The organism is Streptomyces sp. SirexAA-E (assembly GCF_000177195.2).
GTDB lineage: Bacteria > Actinomycetota > Actinomycetes > Streptomycetales > Streptomycetaceae > Streptomyces > Streptomyces flavovirens.
The window spans coordinates 3,079,696-3,098,480 of the sequence record NC_015953.1 but is presented as its reverse complement, the minus strand read 5'-3'; the positions used below and the strand labels follow the sequence as shown (position 1 = coordinate 3,098,480).

Below are 18,785 nucleotides of genomic sequence, written 5' to 3'. Positions count from 1 at the left end.
CGTCAGGCGATGTGTTCGGCGGACATCTCACTGTCGAAGCGCTGCTTGAAGCCCGGCAGGAGCCGGCGCAGCAGGGCGCTGCTGCGCGGATGGCGGACGTTGTGGCCGTCGGCGAGGTGGATGTCGAGCACCGCGACGGTGGGGTAGTCCTGGTGCTCCTGCGTGTAGGCGCAGAAGACCTCGTACGCCTTCTCGCTGAAGTCGGCCTCGGCGGCCGCCCACTCGGCTTCCTTCTGGGCGTCGAGCGGCGGCTGGACGTCGTCCTGGGGCCGGTCCTGCTCGTGCTCCTGCCGAGAGTGCTGCTGCGCCTGCTGCTGGGCCTGCTGGTCCTGCGGCTGCTCCGGGTACGGCGGCCCGGCCTGCCGCTCGGGGTGCTGGGGCGCCTGCTGCTCGTACGGCTGCTCGTACTGCTCCTCCGGCGAGCGGGGGTGGGGGAAGGCGCCGATCGTGCCCACGTTCCCGAGCGGCCGGGTGCGGCCGCCCGGTCCGGAGGGGACCCGTACGGGGGTGGGCTCCAGGCCCTCGACGTACGTCGGGTTGTACGCCCGCTCGTACGCGTCGTCCGGGACCTGGGGCGCGGCGAACCAGGGGCTGTCGTGCGAGCCGGGCCCCTCCTGCGGCAGCTCCGCCTGCCGGTGCTGCGGCGCCTGCTGCCGGTGTTCCTCCGGTCCGGGCCGCGCCTCCTGCTGCGGGACGTACGGGAGCTGGGGGTGCTGCGCCTCGGCCTGTACGCCCGCCGGGCCCGGGCCGGGCGGCAGCAGTGCCGGTTCGATGCCCGCGGCGGCGAGACCGGCCGGGGCGGTCTCGGCGAGCGGTACACCGTACTTGGCCAGACGCAGCGGCATCATCGACTCGACGGGTGCCTTGCGGCGCCAGTTGCGCCCGAAGCGGGCCTGGAGGCGGGCCTGGTAGATCAGCCGCTCCTGTTCGAGCTTGATGACCTGCTCGTAACTGCGCAGCTCCCACAGCTTCATCCGCCGCCACAGCTTGAAGGTGGGGATCGGGGAGAGCAGCCAGCGGGTGAGGCGGACGCCCTCCATGTGCTTGTCGGCCGTGATGTCCGCGATGCGGCCCACGGCGTGCCGGGCGGCCTCGACGGAGACGACGAACAGCACCGGGATCACCGCGTGCATGCCGGTGCCCAGCGGGTCGGGCCACGCCGCCGCGCCGTTGAAGGCGATGGTGGCGATGGTCAGCAGCCAGGCGGTCTGGCGCAGCATCGGGAACGGGATGCGCATCCACGTCAGGAGCAGGTCCAGCGCGAGCAGGACGCAGATGCCCGCGTCGATGCCGATCGGGAAGACCGACGAGAAGTCGCCGAAGCCCTTCTCCAGGGCCAGTTCGCGTACGGCGGAGTACGACCCCGCGAACCCGATCGCGGCGATGAGCACCGCACCGGCGACGACGACCCCGATGAGTACCTTGTGCATGCGTGTGAGCTGCATGGCGGCCACCCGCAGTCCCCTCCCGAACTTCGACGTACCGGCCCCATTTCGGCAACCGGCGCGGGCACAGCCTGGCACATGCGTGCGAGAGGCGTCGTGTGGGGAGGGGCCGGAGCCCGGCCCGCGCGGGCGGGCCGGGCTCGGCAAGCAGGCGTGTGATCAGGGGCGTTGGCCCTCGGACGGCGCCCAGGTCACGACTTGTCGTCGGACTTGTCGTCGCTCTTGTCGTCGCTCTTGTCCGGGGCCTTCGCGGAGGGTGAGGCGGACGTCCCGGTGTCGCCGGAGCCGCCCGCGCCGACCGCGCCGACGGCCTCTCCGGCGGCCTTCTTCGCGTCCTTGAGGATGTCGGCGCCGGACGGGGTCTTGGCGCCCGCGTAACCCGCGCCGTTGTAGGTGAGGGTGACGACGACGTTGCCCGTGCGGGCCACGACCGTCGCGTACTTGAAGTCCTCGCCCGTCTTCTCCAGGTCGTACGTCACGGCGGTGGCCTGCTCGCCGATCCCCTCGGCCGGTGCGTCGGCGACCTTCTCGGCCCCTTCGGACGCCTTGGCCTTGGCGACCTGCTTGGTGTACTCGGCCGTGGCGCGCTCGGCCCCGCTGCCCAGGGCCTGGTCGGAGGTGAAGCGGGTGAAGCCGACGTCGAGCCAGCGGTACTGCGAGCCCTTGACGCCGTTGTCGTCCAGGCCGTTCCACGAGCAGCTGCCGCGGGTCACGGTGTCGCTGGACGTGCCCGGCGTGCCGCCCTTGGTCTTGGCCTTGGGCACCAGGGACTCGATCGTCTTCTTGCCGATCGACGTGCAGGCGTCCGGGAGCTCGGAGAACTTCGCGGGCTCGACGGTCGGCTCCGTCGCGGTCGGCGAGGGGGAGGAGGCCGTGTCCTTCTCGTCGCCGGAGTCCGACGAGCAGCCGACGGCGACGAGCATCACCGGGACGGCGGCGCAGGCGAGTATGCGGGACAGTCGCGGGGCTGATCGGTGCATGGTTCCTTCACTCGGACGGCACGGCGGTCTCGGTCGTGCGGGTGGTCGGCGGTACGGCGGTGCACCGGGGGCGGCCCGGTGCTCCGGAGGGCCACGGTACGACGGACGGCGGCGGGATGCCGCCTTTCCGGCGGGCGCCCGGGGGCGGACGAGGGGCGCCGGTCAGGGCCCTCGCGCCCGTGTTACGCGCTGAGGGTCTCGGACAGCTGCCGGGCCAGGGCCTGGGCCTTCTCCTGCAGTTCCTTGCTGTCGGGGACCTCGGTGGCCAGGGCCGGCTGCTCGGTGTACCGGACGGTGACGATGACGTTCGATGTGCGGAAGACCACGCTCACGGTGCGGTTCTGCGCGGTGGACCCCGCCCGGGCGAGGGCGTCGTCCAGGAACGCGGCGTCGCCGAGACCGTCGAGCAGCCGCGGCCGCAGGTCGTCCACCGCGCCACCGCCGTCGTCACCCTGGTCGGCGCCGTCGTCCCCGTCGGCGGACGGCGTGGTGGAGGGGGTGGAGGCACTCGCCGAGGGAGAGCCGGGCGACGCGCTGCCGGGACCGCTGCCCGCCAGCTCCGGCAGGGCGGTGTCCTGCTGCTTCGCGAAGACCTCACGGGCGCGGTCGTCGTCGCTGACCGACGGGTCGTAGGAGACCACGCGCTCGAAGTCGATCGACAGGTTGCGGGACGCGTCCGGTGCCTCGGACTTCCAGCGGCAGCCGACCTTGCGGTCGTTGTCGTAGGTCACGGCGGGCGTGCCGGCGTACACCTTCTCCTGCTGCTCCTCGGACAGGTCGGCGGCGCCCGGCAGCAGGTCCTTGAGGGTGGAACGCGGCACCGCGCGGCAGGACTCCGGAAGCGTGCGGTACTTGCCGGGAGCGGCCGTCACGGTCGGGCTGCCGGGCTTGCCGTCGGCGCCGGAGTCGTGGGCGCCGGAGCCGGAGCTGCAGCCGGCGACGAGCGCTGCGAGCAGCGCGACGCCGGGTACGTACGCCATGTGTCGCACGGGACCGGGCTCCCTTCGGTACGGAAAACGGGTTGCCGCCGGACAGCGGCCGATGGAGACAATGTGTATCGCACGCGCCGCCGTGAATGCCGGTCGGCCGACCTGTATGCCGATCTTGGCACCGGTTTTGCGCTTTCAGTTTTTTCGGGGGAATCGAGGGGTTATGTCGTATGTAGAGGTGCCGGGGGCGAAGGTCCCCATCCGGATGTGGGCGGACCCTGCGTCCGTCGAGGACGTCGCGATGCGGCAGCTGCGGAACGTGGCGACGCTGCCGTGGATCAAGGGCCTCGCGGTCATGCCGGACGTCCACTTCGGCAAGGGCGCCACCGTCGGCTCGGTGATCGCGATGCACGGCGCGGTCTGCCCGGCCGCGGTGGGTGTGGACATCGGCTGCGGGATGTCCGCGGTCAAGACCTCGCTGACGGCCGGCGACCTGCCGGGGGACCTCTCACGGCTGCGGTCGAAGATCGAGCAGGCCATCCCGGTGGGACGGGGGATGCACGACGGCATGGTGGACCCCGGCAAGCTGCACGGCTTCCCGACCACGGGCTGGGACGACTTCTGGTCGCGGTTCGACGGGGTCGCCGACGCGGTCAAGTTCCGTCAGGACCGTGCCACCAAGCAGATGGGGACGCTCGGATCGGGCAACCACTTCATCGAGTTCTGCCTCGACGAGGCGGGCGCCGTCTGGCTGATGCTGCACTCCGGGTCCCGGAACATCGGCAAGGAGCTCGCCGACTTCCACATCGGACAGGCCCAGAAGCTCCCGCACAACCAGGGCCTCGTCGACCGTGACCTGGCGGTCTTCATCGCCGACACCCCGCAGATGGCCGCGTACCGCAACGACCTCTTCTGGGCGCAGGAGTACGCCAAGTACAACCGCGCGATCATGATGGGGCTCTTCCAGGACGTGGTCCGCAAGGAGTTCAAGAAGGCGAAGGTCACCTTCGCCCCGGTCATCTCCTGCCACCACAACTACGTGGCGGAGGAGCGGTACGACGGTATGGACCTGCTGGTCACCCGCAAGGGCGCGATCCGGGCCGGCTCCGGGGACTTCGGCATCATCCCGGGCTCCATGGGCACGGGTTCGTACATCGTGAAGGGCCTCGGCAACGCGAAGTCGTTCAACTCGGCCTCGCACGGCGCGGGCCGGAGGATGAGCCGGAACGCGGCGAAGCGGGCGTTCTCCACGAAGGACCTGGAGGACCAGACGCGGGGCGTGGAGTGCCGTAAGGACTCCGGCGTGGTGGACGAGATCCCGGCCGCGTACAAGCCGATCGAGCAGGTCATCGACCGGCAGCGGGACCTGGTCGAGGTCGTGGCCAAGCTCAAGCAGGTCGTCTGTGTGAAGGGCTGACCGGCGGCCGGACACCCGGCCGCCGGATCCCCGGTGGACGTCAGAGCGTGCGGTGCACCTTGGAGTTGGATGCCTGGGCGCGCGGACGGACCACCAGCAGGTCGATGTTGACGTGGCTGGGGCGGGTGACCGCCCAGGTGATCGTGTCGGCCACGTCGTCGGCGGTCAGCGGCGCGTCGACGCCCTCGTAGACCTTGGCCGCCTTCTCGGTGTCGCCGCGGAAGCGGGTGGTCGCGAACTCCTCGGTCCTGACCATGCCGGGCGCCACCTCGATCACCCTGACGGGGGTGCCGACGATCTCCAGGCGCAGGGTCTCGGCCAGCACGTGCTCACCGTGCTTGGCCGCGACGTACCCGCCGCCGCCCTCGTACGACGCGAGCGCGGCCGTCGAGGAGAGGACCACGATCGTGCCGTCACCGCTCGCCGTCAGGGCGGGCAGCAGCGCCTGGGTGACGTTGAGGGTGCCGATGACGTTCGTCTCGTACATCTGACGCCAGTCGGCCGGGTCGCCGGTCGCCACGGGGTCCGCCCCCAGCGCGCCGCCCGCGTTGTTGACGAGGACGGCCAGCGAACGGAACGCGGTGGCGAACTCGTCGACCGCCGCCCGGTCGGTGACGTCCAGGGCGTAGGCGGTGGCCTGGTGGCCCGCCTCGGTGATCTCGGCGGCGAGCGCCTCGATGCGGTCCTTGCGGCGGGCGGTCAGCACCACGCGGTAACCGGCGGCGGCCAGCTGCCGGGCGGTCGCGGCACCGATACCGCTGCTCGCACCGGTGATGACGGCGATGGGGGTGGCGGCCATGGCGAACTCCTCGGACAGCTGATCGGTACGGGCCCAGGATAGGCAGGCGGGCCCCCAGGCGCGGAGGCCGTCCGGCGACGGCCCGGACGGGGCGGCCTCAGCCGGCCGGTGACCCGCTGCCGAGGCCGCCGAACTCGCGCACCGCGTCCGCGACGACGGCCTCCAGACGCGCGTGGTGGGCACCCCGCCAGTACACCCGCCCACAGGCCGTGCACCGGGCGAACACGTCGTACGTGGCCCGCGTGCCCTGCTCCAGATCGGCCCGCACCGAGTCCTTGTCCGCCTCGGCGAGCTCACCGTTGCAGGCCGTGCAGCGGGTCCACGGGGCCAGTACGGGGGCGAAGCGCCCCAGCACGTCACGCAGTTGCTCCGCCGGGCGGTCGCTGTAGACGTACGCCCCGGCCCAGATCTCGCGGCGCCTGAGCAGCCCCCGGTCCCGGGAGAGCAGCACGCGCCGCTCCCGCGCGGACAGGGCGGCCAGCGCCGGATCGCCGATGTCCTCGCTCTCGTACGCGGCGTCCACGCCCAGCAGGCGCAGCCGGCGGGCCAGCGTCCCCAGATGGACGTCGAGCAGGAAGCGCAGCGGGGCGCCGGGGATCCGCTGCGGACGCTCGACGGCCCGCACCTCGACCCGTTCGCCGGGGCCCGGGATGTGCGACACGGGCACGGTCCGGCCGTCCACGACCAGCGTTCCGGCCTCGGTGAGGGGGATGCCGAGGGACTCCACCACGTGCCCCAGGGTCGACGAGCCGTCGGTGATCACCGGGGTGCTGCCGCGACGGCGTTCGTGGGAGACGAAGAGCCGCAGTTCCGGTGCCACTTCCACGTCGATCTCGGGTCCGTTCACCCGGTCAGGATGCCATCGGGCGGCGCCGGGCGGCGAGAGGTTTCCGGCGCGGTCCGGGGCGGGCGGCGCCGGACGGTTCAGCCCTGGGGCGCGAAGGCCGTCGGCGGGACGCCCACGGTCGCGGTGAAGTCCCTGACCAGGTGCGCCTGGTCGCTGTAGCCGAGGTCGGCGGCCAGCGCGGCCCAGTCGGGCTCCGGGTCGGTCGCGGCCCGTCGCAGGGCCTCGTGGATGCGGTGGCGGAGCAGCACCCACTTCGGCCCGACCCCCACGTAGGCGGAGAAGAGCCGTTGCAGCGAGCGCGCCGAGAGGCCCCCGGCCCGTGCGAGCGCGTCGGCCCGCAGCAGGGTCCGGTCGGTGCGGGCGAGCTCGGCGAGGGCCGTCGCCTGCTCGGCCTTCGGGTCCGGCGGAGGCACGAGCGGCAGCAGGTACGCGTCCAGGGCGGCGACCCGGGCGTCCTCCTCCTCCGGACCCAGCACCGCACGGACCGGCGGCGCGGGCAGCACCCCGTGGGCCGGGACGTGGCGCCCGGTCCACTCCGACACCGGCCACCGCGGCGCGAACGGCCGGAAGGCGCCGGGCCGGAACTTCACGCCGCACACCCGCCCGCGGCCCTCCAGCGGGCGGGTGAACAGGCCGCGCACGATGCCGTAGACGTCCGCCCGCCCGGCCGGCCCGGCGTCCGAGCCGTCCTGCTGGAAGACCAGGTGCACGGAGGGGTGCGGCACGACGTGCGAGGTGTAGGGCTCGGCGAGGTCCCAGTCGATCAGCCAGTAGTGCTCCAGGTACGGGCGCAGACCCGGGGCCGGCTCCCGGAGGCGGAAGCGCACGCGCGAGAACAGGTCCGGGGCGTCGACGATGCCCCGCGTATCGCGTGCGGATCGGGCCATGGACGGGATCTTAGGCACGCCCCGGGGCGTGCTGTCGCGTTTCTTCAAGACGGCCGGGGGCGCCGGGTGCATCGTCGGAGGCATGACGAAGATCAGTGAGCTTCTGGACGCGGCCTCGGCCCGCACCTGTCCCGTCGTGCGGGCCGTCGACGACGCGCAGCTGACCGCTCCCACACCGTGCGGCGAGTACGACGTACGGGCGCTGCTGAACCACCTCTTCCAGGTCGTCACCAACTTCCAGGCGCTGGCCGCCCGCGGGCCGGTCGAGTTCGGCGAGACCCCGGACGTCGTGACCGGCGACTGGCGCGGCAGGTTCGAGGCGGAGACGGCGCGGCTGGCGCGGGCCTGGGACGCCCCGGGCGCGGAGGAGGGGGCGGTCGGAGCGATGGGGCTGCCCGCCAGGACGGTGGGGATGATGGTGCTGGGGGACCTGGTCGTGCACGGCTGGGACCTGGGGCGGGCGACCGGGCAGGACTTCGAGGCAGACCCGGTGGTGCTCGCCGAGCTGGGGCCGGAGTTCGCGGGGCTGGCGCCGAAGGCCCGGGAGATGAAGGTGTTCGGCGAGCCGTTCCCCGTACCGGCCGGGGCCACCGCCCTGGAGCGGCTGGTCGGCGACACCGGGCGCGACCCGGGCTGGCGCCCGCCGCGCGGATGAGGTGAGGCGCGCGGATGAGGTGAGGCGCGCGGGGCCGGACAGCCCCCGGCCGGCCCCCCCGGCCGGAGCGCCCCCCCCGGCCGGACCGCCGCCCCCGCCGGACCGCCCCCCCGGCCGGATCACCCCTGCCGACCGCCCCCGGCCGGGGCCGCCCACTCCGCCGGGCCGGGTCCGTCGTCCCGCTTCGGCGCCCGGTCGCGTGCCTCCGCCGGCCGGTCCCGCGGCAGCCTCCGCCGACCGCTCGGAGCGGCCTCCGCCGGCCGGTCCCGGGCCGGCCGGCCGGGGTCCCGGGAGGGGGCGCGCGGGAATTCGGGGCACGGGGCTTTCGCGAGCCCCGTTCGCTGGCTGGCCCGCGTCGGTGGAATGTGCCGTCGGCATGGGCGGAAAACTCGCGGCCACCTGGTGTTTCCCCGGTTCCGGATCCGCCCCCGCCTCCCCGCCTCGATGGCCGAACCATGCTGGAATTGGCTTGAACTGATTGCCCGTGAGCACACCGGGCAAGGGCTCCGGATCATCTCCGCCGCACCGGACGGCACATGGGCTTTACGGGGGGTCGGCAGCTTCCGCTTCCGGTTTTGCGCGCGAGGCGGAGCCATCGGATCCGGAAAGCGCGATCCTTCGGCGGCGCCATGACATGCGATGACGCGGCGCCTCCGCTTCCGTGGCGGACCGGCGGCACGCCGCGGACCCGGCGCGCGGCGCCGCGAGACCGCCCCGGATACCCGCGCAAGCGCTTGCCGCCAATTGCGTACAGCAGCCGCGTCCACCCCATACCGGGCGAATCGTCGACACGTTCGAAGGGTGATCTGCGGTGATAGCATCCCCGCATCTGCGACCTTGATCCACTCGACCAGGCGCTGGTTTGAGGTCGGCCTGCTCTCCATGCAGCGGTCGAGCAGTTCCGAGCGGCTGTGTCACGGATCCTCGCGAGGTGTATCCGCCGATGTCCGCATGCCACGCGCCGGGAAGGTTTCCATGATTCGAGACGCGCTCATATGGTGCCTGGTTGCGATAGCGGCGCTAGCCGTCGCCGCGGCCGTGGTCCTCTTCGTCCGCAGCAGAGGCCTGGGCGAGAAGAAGCGCCGTTCCGAGGCCGCGCTGACCCAGCAGATGCACGCAGCGGAAAGTCAGCTGGCTTACGCACGCGCTGAGTTGCAGAAGCACCGGGACGAGTACGAGGGCACCATCCGAGAAGCCGAGCAGGCCGCGGAGGAGAGCACCAAGGCGGTCCTCAAGGGGGCCGCCCGATTCCTTCAGAGCCTCGCGGCGGAGCAGACCACGCTCCTGGACGACATCCAGCGCAAGTACGGCGGCCACCCGGTCCTCGCCGACCTGCTCGACGTGAACCACGCCAACGCCCAGATGGCGCGCAAGGCCCAGGGCATCGCCGTCATGTGCGGCGCCCCGCTCGGCCGCCGCAACAAGCCCGCCAGCGTCTACGACGTGGTGCGCAGCGCCCAGGGCCAGATCCGCAACTTCCACCGGGTCGAGATCATGCAGCAGGGCGGTCTGGCGCTCAAGGCCTCCGCGGTCGCGCCGGTCGCGCTCGCCGTGGCCGAACTGCTTGACAACGCTGCCAGTTTCTCCCAGCACGACGCGCCGATCGAGGTGACGTTCCAGCGGGTCCAGAGCAACCTCTGCATCGTCATCGACGACGCCGGCGTCAGCATGAGTGACGAGGACCGGCAGAGGGCCACCGCGCTGCTGTCCGGCGACATCGTCCCCCAGCTGTCGCAGCTGGGCAACCAGCCGAAGTTCGGCTTCCCCGTCGTCGGCCTGATCGCGCGTCAGTACGGGTTCAAGGTCGACGTCACCGGCGTCTCCCGGTACGGGGGTGTCCGGGCCGTCGTCCTGCTGCCAGAGGAGCTGTGGACCATGGAGGAGACACCGCCGCCGGTCGAGGAGGCTCCCGTCGCCAACATCCGGCGCGTCGAGAGCCGGTCGCAGAACACGTCGCGCACGATGCACGGTCTGCCGAAGCGCGGAGCACGCCAGGCTCCCATCGCCAGCGTCCCCGACAGCCCGGCCGCCCGTACGGCACCGCGGGCGCCCGAGGAGACCGGCCGCACCTCCGGCCGGGGCCTGGGCGCCTTCCAGCGAGGCACCCTGTCGGGCCGCAACCTCGACACCCCGTCGTTCGAAGGGTTCGAAGACGAATGACCGCAGATCTGTCGTGGATGCTCGAGGACATCGTGAACAACGTGCCCCGGGCACGGCACGCCGTCCTGCTGTCCGCGGACGGCCTCCCCCGCGGAGCCGCGGAGGGCCTGGCCGAGAAGGACGTGCGGACCATCTCCGCCGCCATGGCCGGGATGCAGTCGCTCAGCCGGGCCACCGCCCACTTCGCCGGGCCGACGGCCGACCGGCAGTGGAACCAGACGATCATCGAGTTCGCCCACGGGTGGATCTTCCTGATCGGTGCGGGGCAGGGCGCGTACCTGGCCGCCGCCGCGGCACCCGACGTGGACATGCAGCAGATCTCCTTCCGCATGCACCGTCTCGTCGCCCGGCTGGGCAACAACCTCACCTCGCCGCCGAGAGTGAGCGCGCAGGAGGGGGACGGGGCCGACGGCGCCTCCCCGGCCCGGCGCGAGGGCACGGGCGGTCCGGGATTCGTGCTGCCGGACCTCGACCAGGTGATCTCGGAGGTCCGGGGCGCCCGTCACGCCGTACTGCTGGGCTCCGACGGCCTGCCCCGCGGGGCGACCTCGGGGATGAGCCGGGACCTGGCGGACACCATCTCCGCCGCCATGACCGGGATCCACGCCTACAGCCGCGTCACGTCCCAGTTCGCGGGCGTGCAGGAGGCTCCGGAGTGGCGGCAGACGGTCATGGAGTTCCAGCACGGCTGGACCTTCCTGATCGCGGCCGGCGACGGGGCCTTCCTGGCCGCCGCCGCCGCGCACGACTGCGACATCGAGGAGTTCACCACGCGCCTGCACGAGGTGGTGCCCAAGCTGCGCGGGCACGAGGCGCCGCAGGGAAAGGGGGCGGGCCATGCGTGACGAGCCGGACCAGGACCTCGACCTGGAGCTGACGTCCCCGTTAGTCCCTCTCTTCGTGATCACGGGCGGACACGCGCTGCCCCCGGACCACGAGTACGGCCACACCACTCTCGTGACCGCGGGGGAGGGCGCGTCGGCCGCGGCCCGCACGCTGTCCCCGGAAGCCCGGCAGGTCATGGACCTGGTCAGCGACGGCTTCCTGTCGGTTGCCGAGGTCGCGGGCCACACCCACCTGCCGCTGGGCATCGTGCGTATCCTCCTGGCGCAGATGGAGGGGAGCGGCCTCATCATCGTGAGGAAGCCCGTACCGCGCGCCGAACGTGCCGACCGAGAACTGCTCAGTGCGGTCCTCGACGGTTTGAAGACCAGATTCGGAGCGTGACGTGACCGTGTACCTGGATCCAGAGGTCTCCCAGGCGGTGAAGGTCCTCATAGTGGGGCACTTCGGGGTCGGCAAGACCACCTGCATCGGCAGCATCTCCGAGATCGAGCCGCTTCAGACCGAGGAGGAGATCACCGAGGCCAGCGAGGGCTTCGACGACCTGTCGGGCACGCCGCACAAGAAGACCACCACCGTGGCGATGGACTTCGGCCGGCTGACCCTCAGCGACCAGCTGGTCCTCTATCTCTTCGGGACGCCCGGTCAGGAGCGTTTCAAGGAGATGTGGGAGGAGCTGTCCCGGGGGGCGCTGGGCGCACTCGTCCTCGTCGCCCCGGAACGGCTGCACGAGAGCTTCCCGGTCCTGGACCTGGTCGAGAGCTTCGGCCTGACGTACGCCATCGGCGTCAACCGCTTCGACGGAACCACCGACTACCCGCTCGACGAGGTGCGCGAGGCGCTGAACCTCACGGAGGAGACCCCCGTCGTGGCCTGCGACGTGCGCGACGAGGCCTCCTCGGCGAACGCGCTGATCACCCTCGTGACGCACCTCATGACCCAACTCGGCTAGGAGCCCTGGCATGCAGCACTCATTCGACACCCAGGGGATACCGCCCGGCTGCCCCGCGCACGGGAACGTGCAGCTGTACGGTCCCGAGTTCGGCGCCGACCCCGAGGGCCACTACGCCCACCTGCGGGCGTCCGGCCCGAGCGCGCCCGTCGACATCGCGCCGGACGTCGAGGTCGAACTGGTCACCAGCTACGACGCCGCCCTGCACATCCTGCAGAACCCCGCCTCCTTCGTCCGCGACTCCCGTCGCTGGAACGCGCTCAACGAGGGACGCGTACCGGCGGACAGCCCCGCCCTGCCGATGATGGGCTACCGCCCCAACGCGCTGTTCAGCGACGGGGCGTCGCACGCCCGGCTGCGGCAGGCGGTCACCGACAGTCTGAGTACCGTCAACGAACTCCAGCTCGTCAGGCAGACCCAGCAGTCCGCCGACTACCTGATCAGCCGTTTCAGCACCGACACCCGGGGCCAGGCCGAGCTGATGGCCGACTACGCCCAGCCGTTGCCGCTGCTGGTCTTCAGCGACCTGTTCGGCTGCCCGCCCGAGGTCGGTGACCGGGTGATCGTCGGGATCAGCGGCATCTTCGACGGCACCCCGGGCGCGGACGAGGTGCTGGGCGGTGCGCTCGCGGAGCTGATCGCCCTCAAGCGGCGCCGTCCCGGCGCCGACCTGACGACCCGCCTGATGGAGCACCCGGCGCGGCTGAGCGACGAGGAGGTGCTGCACCAGCTGGTGACCCTGCTCTCCGGCGGCACCGCCCCCCTGACGGCCACGATCGGCACCAGCAGCGCGCTGTACCTCGGCGAGGAGTGGCAGACCGGGCTGCCGGTCGAGGACGCGGTCTCCCAGGCCCTCTGGAACTACGCGCCGATCGCCAACTACGCGGCCCACTACCCCACCCACGACGTCGATCTGGGCGGCAGGACGGTCCGGGCCAACGACCCGATCCTGATCTCCTTCGCTGCCGCCAACACCGACCCCCGGCTGACCCAGCACCGCGAACAGCTGAGCGCCAAGGCCCACCTGGCCTTCGGCGCGGGTCCGCACGCCTGCCCGGCCAAGGACCCGGCGTTCATGATCGCGGCCACCGCCGTGGAGTCGCTGCTCAACCGGCTGCCCGACATCGAGATGCGGGTCTCCTTCAAGGCGCTCAACTGGGCCCCGACGCCCTGGAGTCGCACGCTGATGACCCTTCCGGTCCGCTTCACCCCGCGCACCGTGGCGCTGGACGGTGTCGAGCCCGGGCGCGCGCAGTCCGCGCGGGCACCGCAGTCGCCCGCGCCCACCGCGCAGCGCTCCTCCTCGCAGCAGGCCTCGGCGCCGTCCCACAAGGGGGGTCTGTTCAGCCGGTTCCTCGCGTGGACGAGAGGGGAGTGACGCAAGTAACTCCAGTCAACTCCTGTGGTGTTGGATGCTTGAACTACCGCGCGGGTATGCATGGCGCCTGATGCTCAGGAAGGAGCCATCACCGTGGGGGTTACCACCATCCCGTCGTCCGACCGTCGGGCCGCCGTCTCACTGTTCTCCCGGCTGCGCACGGCGAAGGGGCAGGCCGACCCGTTCCCGATCTACGCGGAGCTGCGGTCGAGGGGGGCGGTCAGTCCCGCCCCCTGGGGCGGCTCGCTCGTGACGAGCTTCGATCTGTGCGACCGGGTGCTGCGCAGCAGGGAGTGGCTGGAGCCGGACAAACGCTGGCGTGAGAAACAGGGGCCGGGCACCCGGTGGAACGCCCCCTCGTCGAGGGAGATGAGCAGCACCCTGCCCGCGCTCAACCCTCCGGACCACACCCGGGTGCGCCGGGCCGCCGGAGCGTTCGACCGCACCACCATCGAGCGGCTCGGCCGTACGGTCGAGCGGGTGACCGACGGCCTGCTGGACTCGCTGGAGGAACGTTTGCGCTCCGGCGAGGCCGACTTCGTCACCACGGTCGGCGAGGAACTGCCGGTCGCCGCCATAGGGGACTGGCTCGGGCTGCCGAGCGCCGACCTGCCGCACCTGCGCGACCTGACGCACGATCAGGTGTTCACGCAGGAACTGCTGCCGTCCGCGAGCCAGCTGGCCCTGTCCGACGCGGCCACCGCCGAACTGCGCTCCTACTTCACGGACCTGGTCCGCCAACGCCGCGAGAGACCGGGCGACGATCCCGTCTCGCGGTGGATCGAGACGTGGGACGCCATGGAGCCGGACCGTGACAAGGCGGACGAAGGCGTCTACTTCCTGGCCCTGTTCGTCCTGCTGGCAGCCCTGGAGACCACCGCCAACATGCTGTCGACGACGACGCTCCTGCTCGTGGAGCGCCCGGAGTGGTGGGACAGACTCGCCGCCGACCCCGACCTGGTGCCCGGGTTCGTGGAGGAGGCGCTGCGCTACGACGCGCCCACCCACGTGATCAGCCGGATCGCGGCCCGGGACTGCGTCCTCGACGGCACCGAGATACGCAAGGACGAGATGGTCCACCTCATGGTGGGAGCCGCCCACCGGGACCCCGCCCGGCACAGCGACCCGGACCGGTTCGACCCCCTGCGCACCCCGGGCCACCTGGCCTTCAGCGGAGGCATCCACTACTGCCTCGGCGCCCCGCTCGCCCGTATGGAGGCCCACGTCCTGCTCGGCCGGCTCGTCGGACGCCTCCCCCGCCTCGCCCTCGCGCGCCGTCCCTCGTGGGCGCCCCGGGTGGCGTTCCGCCGTCTGCTGAACCTGGATGTCACCCTCGCATGAACGACCTGATCCTCACCCGCACCGCCCCGCCCCACCGGGCGATCGAGGTCGAACAGGAGGGCCCCGTCCTCCACGTACGCCTCAACCCGGAGCGCGGTGACGACGTCCTCGACGTCACCGGTCTGGACGCCCTCATCGCGCTGCTCGACGGCCTGCACGAGCGGCCCGACGTCCGGGTGCTGGTCCTGTCTTCCCTGGGCGAGGACTTCTGCCTGGGGGCCGACCGCAACGAGTACCAGGAGGCGCTGGCCGCCGACCCGACCGGTGGTGCCCTGCGCCGCATCGCGGACAAGGCCCACCGCCTGTGCCAGGCGCTGGAGGGAACCCACGCGATCACCGTCGCCCGGCTCCACGGCAGGGTCGTCGGCGCCGGACTCGCGCTCGCCTCGTACTGCGATCTGCGCGCGGGGGCGGACACCTGCCGGTTCCGTATGCCCGAGGTCGGCGTCGGGCTCCCGCCCGCGTGGGGCGGCGCCATGGGCCGGCTGATCGCGGAGGCGGGCGCCGCCCGGATCCGTGAGTACATGCTCACCTGCGAGGTGTTCGACGCGGCCACCGCCCACCGGCTCGGCCTGCTGCACAAGGTCGCCCCCCTCGACCAGCTGGACCACGCCGTCGCCGGGTGGACCAGACCCCTCGTCCGGCGCTCGCCCGAGGCCCTCGTGCTGACCAAGCGCATGCTGAACGGCTACGCACGTGCGGACCGTACGGCCGACGTCTCACTGCTCGACTCCCACCTGCTGACGGCCCAGCTCAACCAGCCCCGGAGTTCGTGACCACGACCACCGAGTGAGGCACCGCACAGGCGCCCCGCACCCGGCGCGATCCCGGCCCCGACAGGCCGCGAACCGCGCCGGGAGCGGGGCGTTCGGCGCGGAGGGCGGGTTGCCATGAGGAAGCCATCTGGGCAATGGTTGCCGCAGGGAAAGCGAAACCGTCCAGTGGGAAGGTGGTGCGGCCCGCCCCCGGCGGGTCCCCCCTCATGGCTCCTCAGAAGGAAGAAACGGCCACGAAAGCTAGGCGACAACTCCTGCCCGACGCGGGGGACGCGGTGTTGTACCCCGTCGTCGTGGCCGACCGGACCGGCACGGTCGTGCGGGTCAACCGAGCCGCCGCGGCCCTGCTGGCGGACGCCGCCCCGGGCGTCGGCATGGCGCGGGCGGTACCCGCCTGGCTGGCCCGGGCGCACGCGGAGGCGGGGGCCCGCACAGCGGCACCCGAGCCGTCCGCCCCCCGCTCGTCGGTCCGGGGGAAGATCGGGGAGCTCGGCTTCGAGGCCCATCCCACCCGCCACGAGGACGGCAGCATCGCGTGGTGGCTGGTCGACGACACCGACCGACGGCTCGCCGAGGAGGCCCTGGCCACCGAGCGCCGACGCACCATGTTCCTGGCCGAGGCGTCCAACGTGCTGCTGGCCTCGCTGAACGCCGAGAGGTGCATGCAGGCCACCGCCCGGCTCGCCGCCCGGCACCTGGCCGACGCGGCGGTCGTCGTCACCCCGCCCGACGGGCGGCAGCTGCTCATGACGAGCGCCGTCGCGGGCCGGGAACCGGTCCGGACCCGGATCACTGCGGACCCGTCCGCGGTCCCGGGTCTCGGCGAGGCGCTCCAGGGCTTCCCGCCCGTCCCCTCACGCTGGATCGACCCGGCCTCCCTGCCCGACTGGATGCTCCCCGAGGACTTCCCCGGTGACGTCGGCTCGGTCGCCGTCACACCGCTGCCCGGACACGGGGTGCCCGCGGGCGCCCTGATCCTGCTGCGGGCCGGCGGGCGGGCCGAGTTCAGCGAGAGCGAGGAGATCTTCGCCCGGCTCTTCGCGGCACGGGCCGGGGCCGCCCTGTCGGCCGCGCGGATGTACGCGGAACAGAACGCCATCACCCAGACCCTGATGCGCGACCTGCTGCCGCCCGAACTGCACCGGACGAACGGCGTCGAGTTCGCCGGGGGATACCGGCCCGCCGGGACGAGGGAGCGGGTCGGCGGCGACTTCTACGACCTCCACCCCGGCGGCACGGACGAGGAGTCCTCCCTCGTGGTCCTCGGCGACGTGTGCGGCAAGGGCCTGGACGCCGCGGTGCTCACCGGCAAGATCCGGAACACCGTGCAGGCGCTGGCACCGATGGCCGGCGACCACGAGCGAATGCTGCAACTCCTCAACGGGGCGCTCCTCACCTCGCACCACACCCGGTTCGCCACCCTCGTGCTGGCCTCGGTCCAGCGCGAGGAGAACCAGGTGCGGCTGCGCCTCACCTCCGCCGGCCACCCCGCCCCCCTGGTGGTGCGCAACGACGGCACGGTCGAGGAGATCAGCACCCGCGGCACCCTGGTCGGGGCCCTGCCGCAGATCGAGGCCCGTACCGTCGAGACCTGCCTCCAGCCGGGCGAGACCTGCCTGTTGTACACGGACGGCGTCACCGAGGCCCGCGGCGGACCGCTCGGCGACGCCATGTTCGGCGAGGAGCGGCTCACCCGCGCCCTGTCGGGATGCGCGGGCCTGCCCGGTACGGCCGTGGTGGAGCGGGTGCAGATGCTCGCGTCCCAGTGGGTCGGCGACGGCAGGCACGACGACATGGCGGTGGTCGCGATCACCGCGCCCCGCACCACGCATCTCAGCGCGGTGAACGGCCGTACCCGGGGCAGGTACACCGCATGAGCACCCGTACGACCGCGCCCGCGGCCCACGCCACCTCGCACGCCGGCCTCGGGCCACTCCGGGAGCGGATGTGGACGGCCGTGACGGACGGGGACGAGTACGCCGCCTCGGCCCACGTCCTGAGTGCCCTGGACGACGGGACGGACGCCGAGTCCGTCCTGCTGGACGTCATCGCCCCCGTACAGACCAGGGTCGGCGCCGAATGGGCGGCCAACCGGCTCGGTGTGGCCCAGGAACACGCGGCCAGCGCCATCGCCGAGCGGGTCATCGCGGCCCTCGCGCACCATCCGTCCGCCCGCGTCGAGCCCCGGCTCGGCAGGATCGCGGTCGCCTGCGTCGACAAGGAGTGGCACGCGCTGCCGGCCCGGCTGCTCGCCGAGGTCCTCTCGCTGCGCGGCTGGCGGGTCGACTTCCTCGGCGCCCAGGTCCCCACCCCGCACCTCGTCGCGCATCTGCACCACAGCGGCGCGGACGCGGTCGCGCTCTCCTCCTCCCTGGCCACCCGGCTGCCCACCGCGCACGCGGCGATCACCGCCTGCCAGGCCGTCGGCGTGGCCGTGCTGGCAGGCGGGGCGGCCTTCGGACCCGACGGGCGCTACGCCCGGCTGCTGGGCGCCGACGCCTGGGCCCCCGACGCCCGCAGCGCCGCGCGACGGCTCGCCGAGGGCATCCCGGCACCCGAGACGGCGGGCGGCCGGGCGCCCACCGGCGACCTGCCGCACCTCGCCGACCAGGAGTACACCTACGTGGCCCGCGAACAGGTGCCGCTGGTCCGGGAGGTCCTGGCCCAGCTGGAGAGGCGCTTCCCGGCGATGGCCGGCTACACGGACCACCAGCGGGAGCGCACGGCCGAGGACATCGTCCACCTGCTCGACCACCTGGCCGTCGCCCTGTACGTCGACGACGACGCGCTGTTCACCGCCTTCGTGACGTGGACGGCCGGCATCCTCACCGCACGCGACGTCCCCGCCCGGTCCCTGCGCCCGGCCCTGGACGCGCTCGCAGCCGAGCTCCAGGACTTCCCCCGGGCCCGCCGGCTGCTCGACCACGCACGTCACGCGCTCGACGCCACCCTGGCGCCGGGCGGCCGAACCCCCGGAGCCCCCGCATGACCGCCCTGCCCCTTCCGCCCTTCACCGTCACCGCCGAGGACGGGCCGGGCACCGCGCGGCTGCGTCTGACCGGCGATCTGGACTACGACACCAGCGGCGAACTGGCCCGGGCGGCCGAGGAGTGCCTGGCCGCGGATCCGCGCCTGGCCGACCTCCATCTGGACTGCGCCCAGCTGCGGTTGTGCGACTCGATGGGCGTCGCCACCCTGCTGCTGATCCACCGGGGCACCACCGCCCGCGGGGTGCGCCTGCACGTGGAGAGCCCGCCGCCGTTCCTCACCCGGATCCTCGACGTCACCGGGATCGGCCACCTCTTCGCCCTCGGTGCGCACGGCCAGGAGTCCGCGCAGGACCGTACCGACGACGGTGCCACCCCGGGCTGAGGTC

General features: G+C 72.7%; 18 protein-coding genes. 12 read left to right on the top strand and 6 right to left on the bottom strand.

Features of this window, described 5'->3' with window-relative positions; translation table 11 throughout:
• Positions 1-2: 2 nt before the first annotated feature.
• The 3 genes from SACTE_RS13655 to SACTE_RS13645 form a co-directional block, all read right to left on the bottom strand.
• A complete protein-coding gene (locus tag SACTE_RS13655) occupies positions 3-1,454 on the bottom strand; it encodes a DUF2637 domain-containing protein (RefSeq protein ID WP_014046621.1) in 1,452 nt (483 codons plus the stop codon).
• A 182-nt stretch (positions 1,455-1,636) separates the two neighbouring features.
• The gene (locus SACTE_RS13650) at positions 1,637-2,425 is read right to left on the bottom strand and encodes a hypothetical protein (protein WP_014046620.1); all 789 of its coding nucleotides are present in this window, start codon (positions 2,423-2,425) and stop codon (positions 1,637-1,639) included.
• A gap of 182 nt (positions 2,426-2,607) precedes the next feature.
• Positions 2,608-3,405, bottom strand: a complete 798-nt coding sequence (locus SACTE_RS13645; protein WP_019993464.1) for a hypothetical protein — start codon at positions 3,403-3,405, stop codon at positions 2,608-2,610.
• Between the two features lie 172 nt (positions 3,406-3,577).
• Here SACTE_RS13645 and SACTE_RS13640 point away from each other — a divergent pair, with 172 nt between their 5' ends.
• Positions 3,578-4,771, top strand: a complete 1,194-nt coding sequence (locus SACTE_RS13640; protein WP_014046618.1) for an RtcB family protein — start codon at positions 3,578-3,580, stop codon at positions 4,769-4,771.
• 40 nt (positions 4,772-4,811) lie between these two features.
• Here SACTE_RS13640 and SACTE_RS13635 read toward each other — a convergent pair whose 3' ends face one another.
• From SACTE_RS13635 to SACTE_RS13625, 3 genes are all read right to left on the bottom strand, one after another.
• Positions 4,812-5,570 (bottom strand): SDR family oxidoreductase, encoded by a 759-nt coding sequence (locus tag SACTE_RS13635; RefSeq protein WP_014046617.1) that lies wholly within the window; start codon positions 5,568-5,570, stop codon positions 4,812-4,814.
• A gap of 97 nt (positions 5,571-5,667) precedes the next feature.
• The gene (locus SACTE_RS13630) at positions 5,668-6,417 is read right to left on the bottom strand and encodes a Mut7-C RNAse domain-containing protein (protein ID WP_014046616.1); all 750 of its coding nucleotides are present in this window, start codon (positions 6,415-6,417) and stop codon (positions 5,668-5,670) included.
• Positions 6,418-6,494: 77 nt separating this feature from the next.
• Positions 6,495-7,304, bottom strand: coding sequence for a helix-turn-helix domain-containing protein (locus tag SACTE_RS13625; RefSeq protein WP_014046615.1), 810 nt, complete (start codon positions 7,302-7,304; stop codon positions 6,495-6,497).
• An 82-nt stretch (positions 7,305-7,386) separates the two neighbouring features.
• Here SACTE_RS13625 and SACTE_RS13620 point away from each other — a divergent pair, with 82 nt between their 5' ends.
• The 11 genes from SACTE_RS13620 to SACTE_RS13570 all read left to right on the top strand — a co-directional run bounded on the left by SACTE_RS13620 (position 7,387) and on the right by SACTE_RS13570 (position 18,781).
• Entirely contained in the window at positions 7,387-7,959 is a 573-nt protein-coding gene (locus tag SACTE_RS13620) for a TIGR03086 family metal-binding protein (protein WP_014046614.1), read from the top strand.
• A gap of 975 nt (positions 7,960-8,934) precedes the next feature.
• Positions 8,935-10,119, top strand: a complete 1,185-nt coding sequence (locus SACTE_RS13615) for an ATP-binding protein (protein ID WP_014046612.1) — start codon at positions 8,935-8,937, stop codon at positions 10,117-10,119.
• Positions 10,116-10,964, top strand: coding sequence for a roadblock/LC7 domain-containing protein (locus SACTE_RS13610; protein WP_014046611.1), 849 nt, complete (start codon positions 10,116-10,118; stop codon positions 10,962-10,964). Before SACTE_RS13615 ends, SACTE_RS13610 begins: the two co-directional genes overlap by 4 nt.
• Positions 10,957-11,346 carry a DUF742 domain-containing protein gene (locus SACTE_RS13605; RefSeq protein ID WP_014046610.1) on the top strand — a complete coding sequence of 130 codons (390 nt, stop codon included), beginning with the start codon at positions 10,957-10,959 and terminating at the stop codon, positions 11,344-11,346. The genes SACTE_RS13610 and SACTE_RS13605 overlap by 8 nt, the downstream gene beginning before the upstream one ends.
• A gap of 7 nt (positions 11,347-11,353) precedes the next feature.
• Positions 11,354-11,914 (top strand): ATP/GTP-binding protein, encoded by a 561-nt coding sequence (locus tag SACTE_RS13600; protein WP_026359172.1) that lies wholly within the window; start codon positions 11,354-11,356, stop codon positions 11,912-11,914.
• Positions 11,915-11,924: 10 nt separating this feature from the next.
• Positions 11,925-13,292: a cytochrome P450 gene (locus SACTE_RS13595; RefSeq protein WP_014046608.1), complete on the top strand. Its 1,368-nt coding sequence runs from the start codon at positions 11,925-11,927 to the stop codon at positions 13,290-13,292.
• Between the two features lie 93 nt (positions 13,293-13,385).
• Positions 13,386-14,633 carry a cytochrome P450 gene (locus SACTE_RS13590; RefSeq protein WP_014046607.1) on the top strand — a complete coding sequence of 416 codons (1,248 nt, stop codon included), beginning with the start codon at positions 13,386-13,388 and terminating at the stop codon, positions 14,631-14,633.
• Positions 14,630-15,409 carry an enoyl-CoA hydratase/isomerase family protein gene (locus SACTE_RS13585; protein WP_014046606.1) on the top strand — a complete coding sequence of 260 codons (780 nt, stop codon included), beginning with the start codon at positions 14,630-14,632 and terminating at the stop codon, positions 15,407-15,409. The genes SACTE_RS13590 and SACTE_RS13585 overlap by 4 nt, the downstream gene beginning before the upstream one ends.
• Before the next feature lie 206 nt (positions 15,410-15,615).
• Positions 15,616-17,286, top strand: coding sequence for a PP2C family protein-serine/threonine phosphatase (locus SACTE_RS13580; RefSeq protein WP_026359173.1), 1,671 nt, complete (start codon positions 15,616-15,618; stop codon positions 17,284-17,286).
• Positions 17,283-18,398, top strand: a complete 1,116-nt coding sequence (locus SACTE_RS13575) for a B12-binding domain-containing protein (RefSeq protein WP_014046604.1) — start codon at positions 17,283-17,285, stop codon at positions 18,396-18,398. Before SACTE_RS13580 ends, SACTE_RS13575 begins: the two co-directional genes overlap by 4 nt.
• Complete coding sequence (locus tag SACTE_RS13570) at positions 18,395-18,781, top strand: STAS domain-containing protein (protein ID WP_014046603.1); 387 nt, start codon at positions 18,395-18,397, stop codon at positions 18,779-18,781. Before SACTE_RS13575 ends, SACTE_RS13570 begins: the two co-directional genes overlap by 4 nt.
• The last annotated feature ends 4 nt before the right edge of the window (positions 18,782-18,785 follow it).

Excerpts from the sequence above, each read along its gene's own strand:
- SACTE_RS13585 (WP_014046606.1), top strand. The coding sequence starts at position 14,630 with ATGAACGACCTGATCCTCACCCGCACCGCCCCGCCCCACCGGGCGATC.
- SACTE_RS13595 (WP_014046608.1), top strand. The coding sequence starts at position 11,925 with ATGCAGCACTCATTCGACACCCAGGGGATACCGCCCGGCTGCCCCGCG.
- SACTE_RS13580 (WP_026359173.1), top strand. The coding sequence starts at position 15,616 with ATGGCTCCTCAGAAGGAAGAAACGGCCACGAAAGCTAGGCGACAACTC.
- SACTE_RS13575 (WP_014046604.1), top strand. The coding sequence starts at position 17,283 with ATGAGCACCCGTACGACCGCGCCCGCGGCCCACGCCACCTCGCACGCC.
- SACTE_RS13620 (WP_014046614.1), top strand. The coding sequence starts at position 7,387 with ATGACGAAGATCAGTGAGCTTCTGGACGCGGCCTCGGCCCGCACCTGT.
- SACTE_RS13605 (WP_014046610.1), top strand. The coding sequence starts at position 10,957 with ATGCGTGACGAGCCGGACCAGGACCTCGACCTGGAGCTGACGTCCCCG.
- SACTE_RS13610 (WP_014046611.1), top strand. The coding sequence starts at position 10,116 with ATGACCGCAGATCTGTCGTGGATGCTCGAGGACATCGTGAACAACGTG.
- SACTE_RS13635 (WP_014046617.1), bottom strand. The coding sequence starts at position 5,570 with ATGGCCGCCACCCCCATCGCCGTCATCACCGGTGCGAGCAGCGGTATC.
- SACTE_RS13625 (WP_014046615.1), bottom strand. The coding sequence starts at position 7,304 with ATGGCCCGATCCGCACGCGATACGCGGGGCATCGTCGACGCCCCGGAC.
- SACTE_RS13640 (WP_014046618.1), top strand. The coding sequence starts at position 3,578 with ATGTCGTATGTAGAGGTGCCGGGGGCGAAGGTCCCCATCCGGATGTGG.
- SACTE_RS13650 (WP_014046620.1), bottom strand. The coding sequence starts at position 2,425 with ATGCACCGATCAGCCCCGCGACTGTCCCGCATACTCGCCTGCGCCGCC.
- SACTE_RS13570 (WP_014046603.1), top strand. The coding sequence starts at position 18,395 with ATGACCGCCCTGCCCCTTCCGCCCTTCACCGTCACCGCCGAGGACGGG.
- SACTE_RS13615 (WP_014046612.1), top strand. The coding sequence starts at position 8,935 with ATGATTCGAGACGCGCTCATATGGTGCCTGGTTGCGATAGCGGCGCTA.
- SACTE_RS13645 (WP_019993464.1), bottom strand. The coding sequence starts at position 3,405 with ATGGCGTACGTACCCGGCGTCGCGCTGCTCGCAGCGCTCGTCGCCGGC.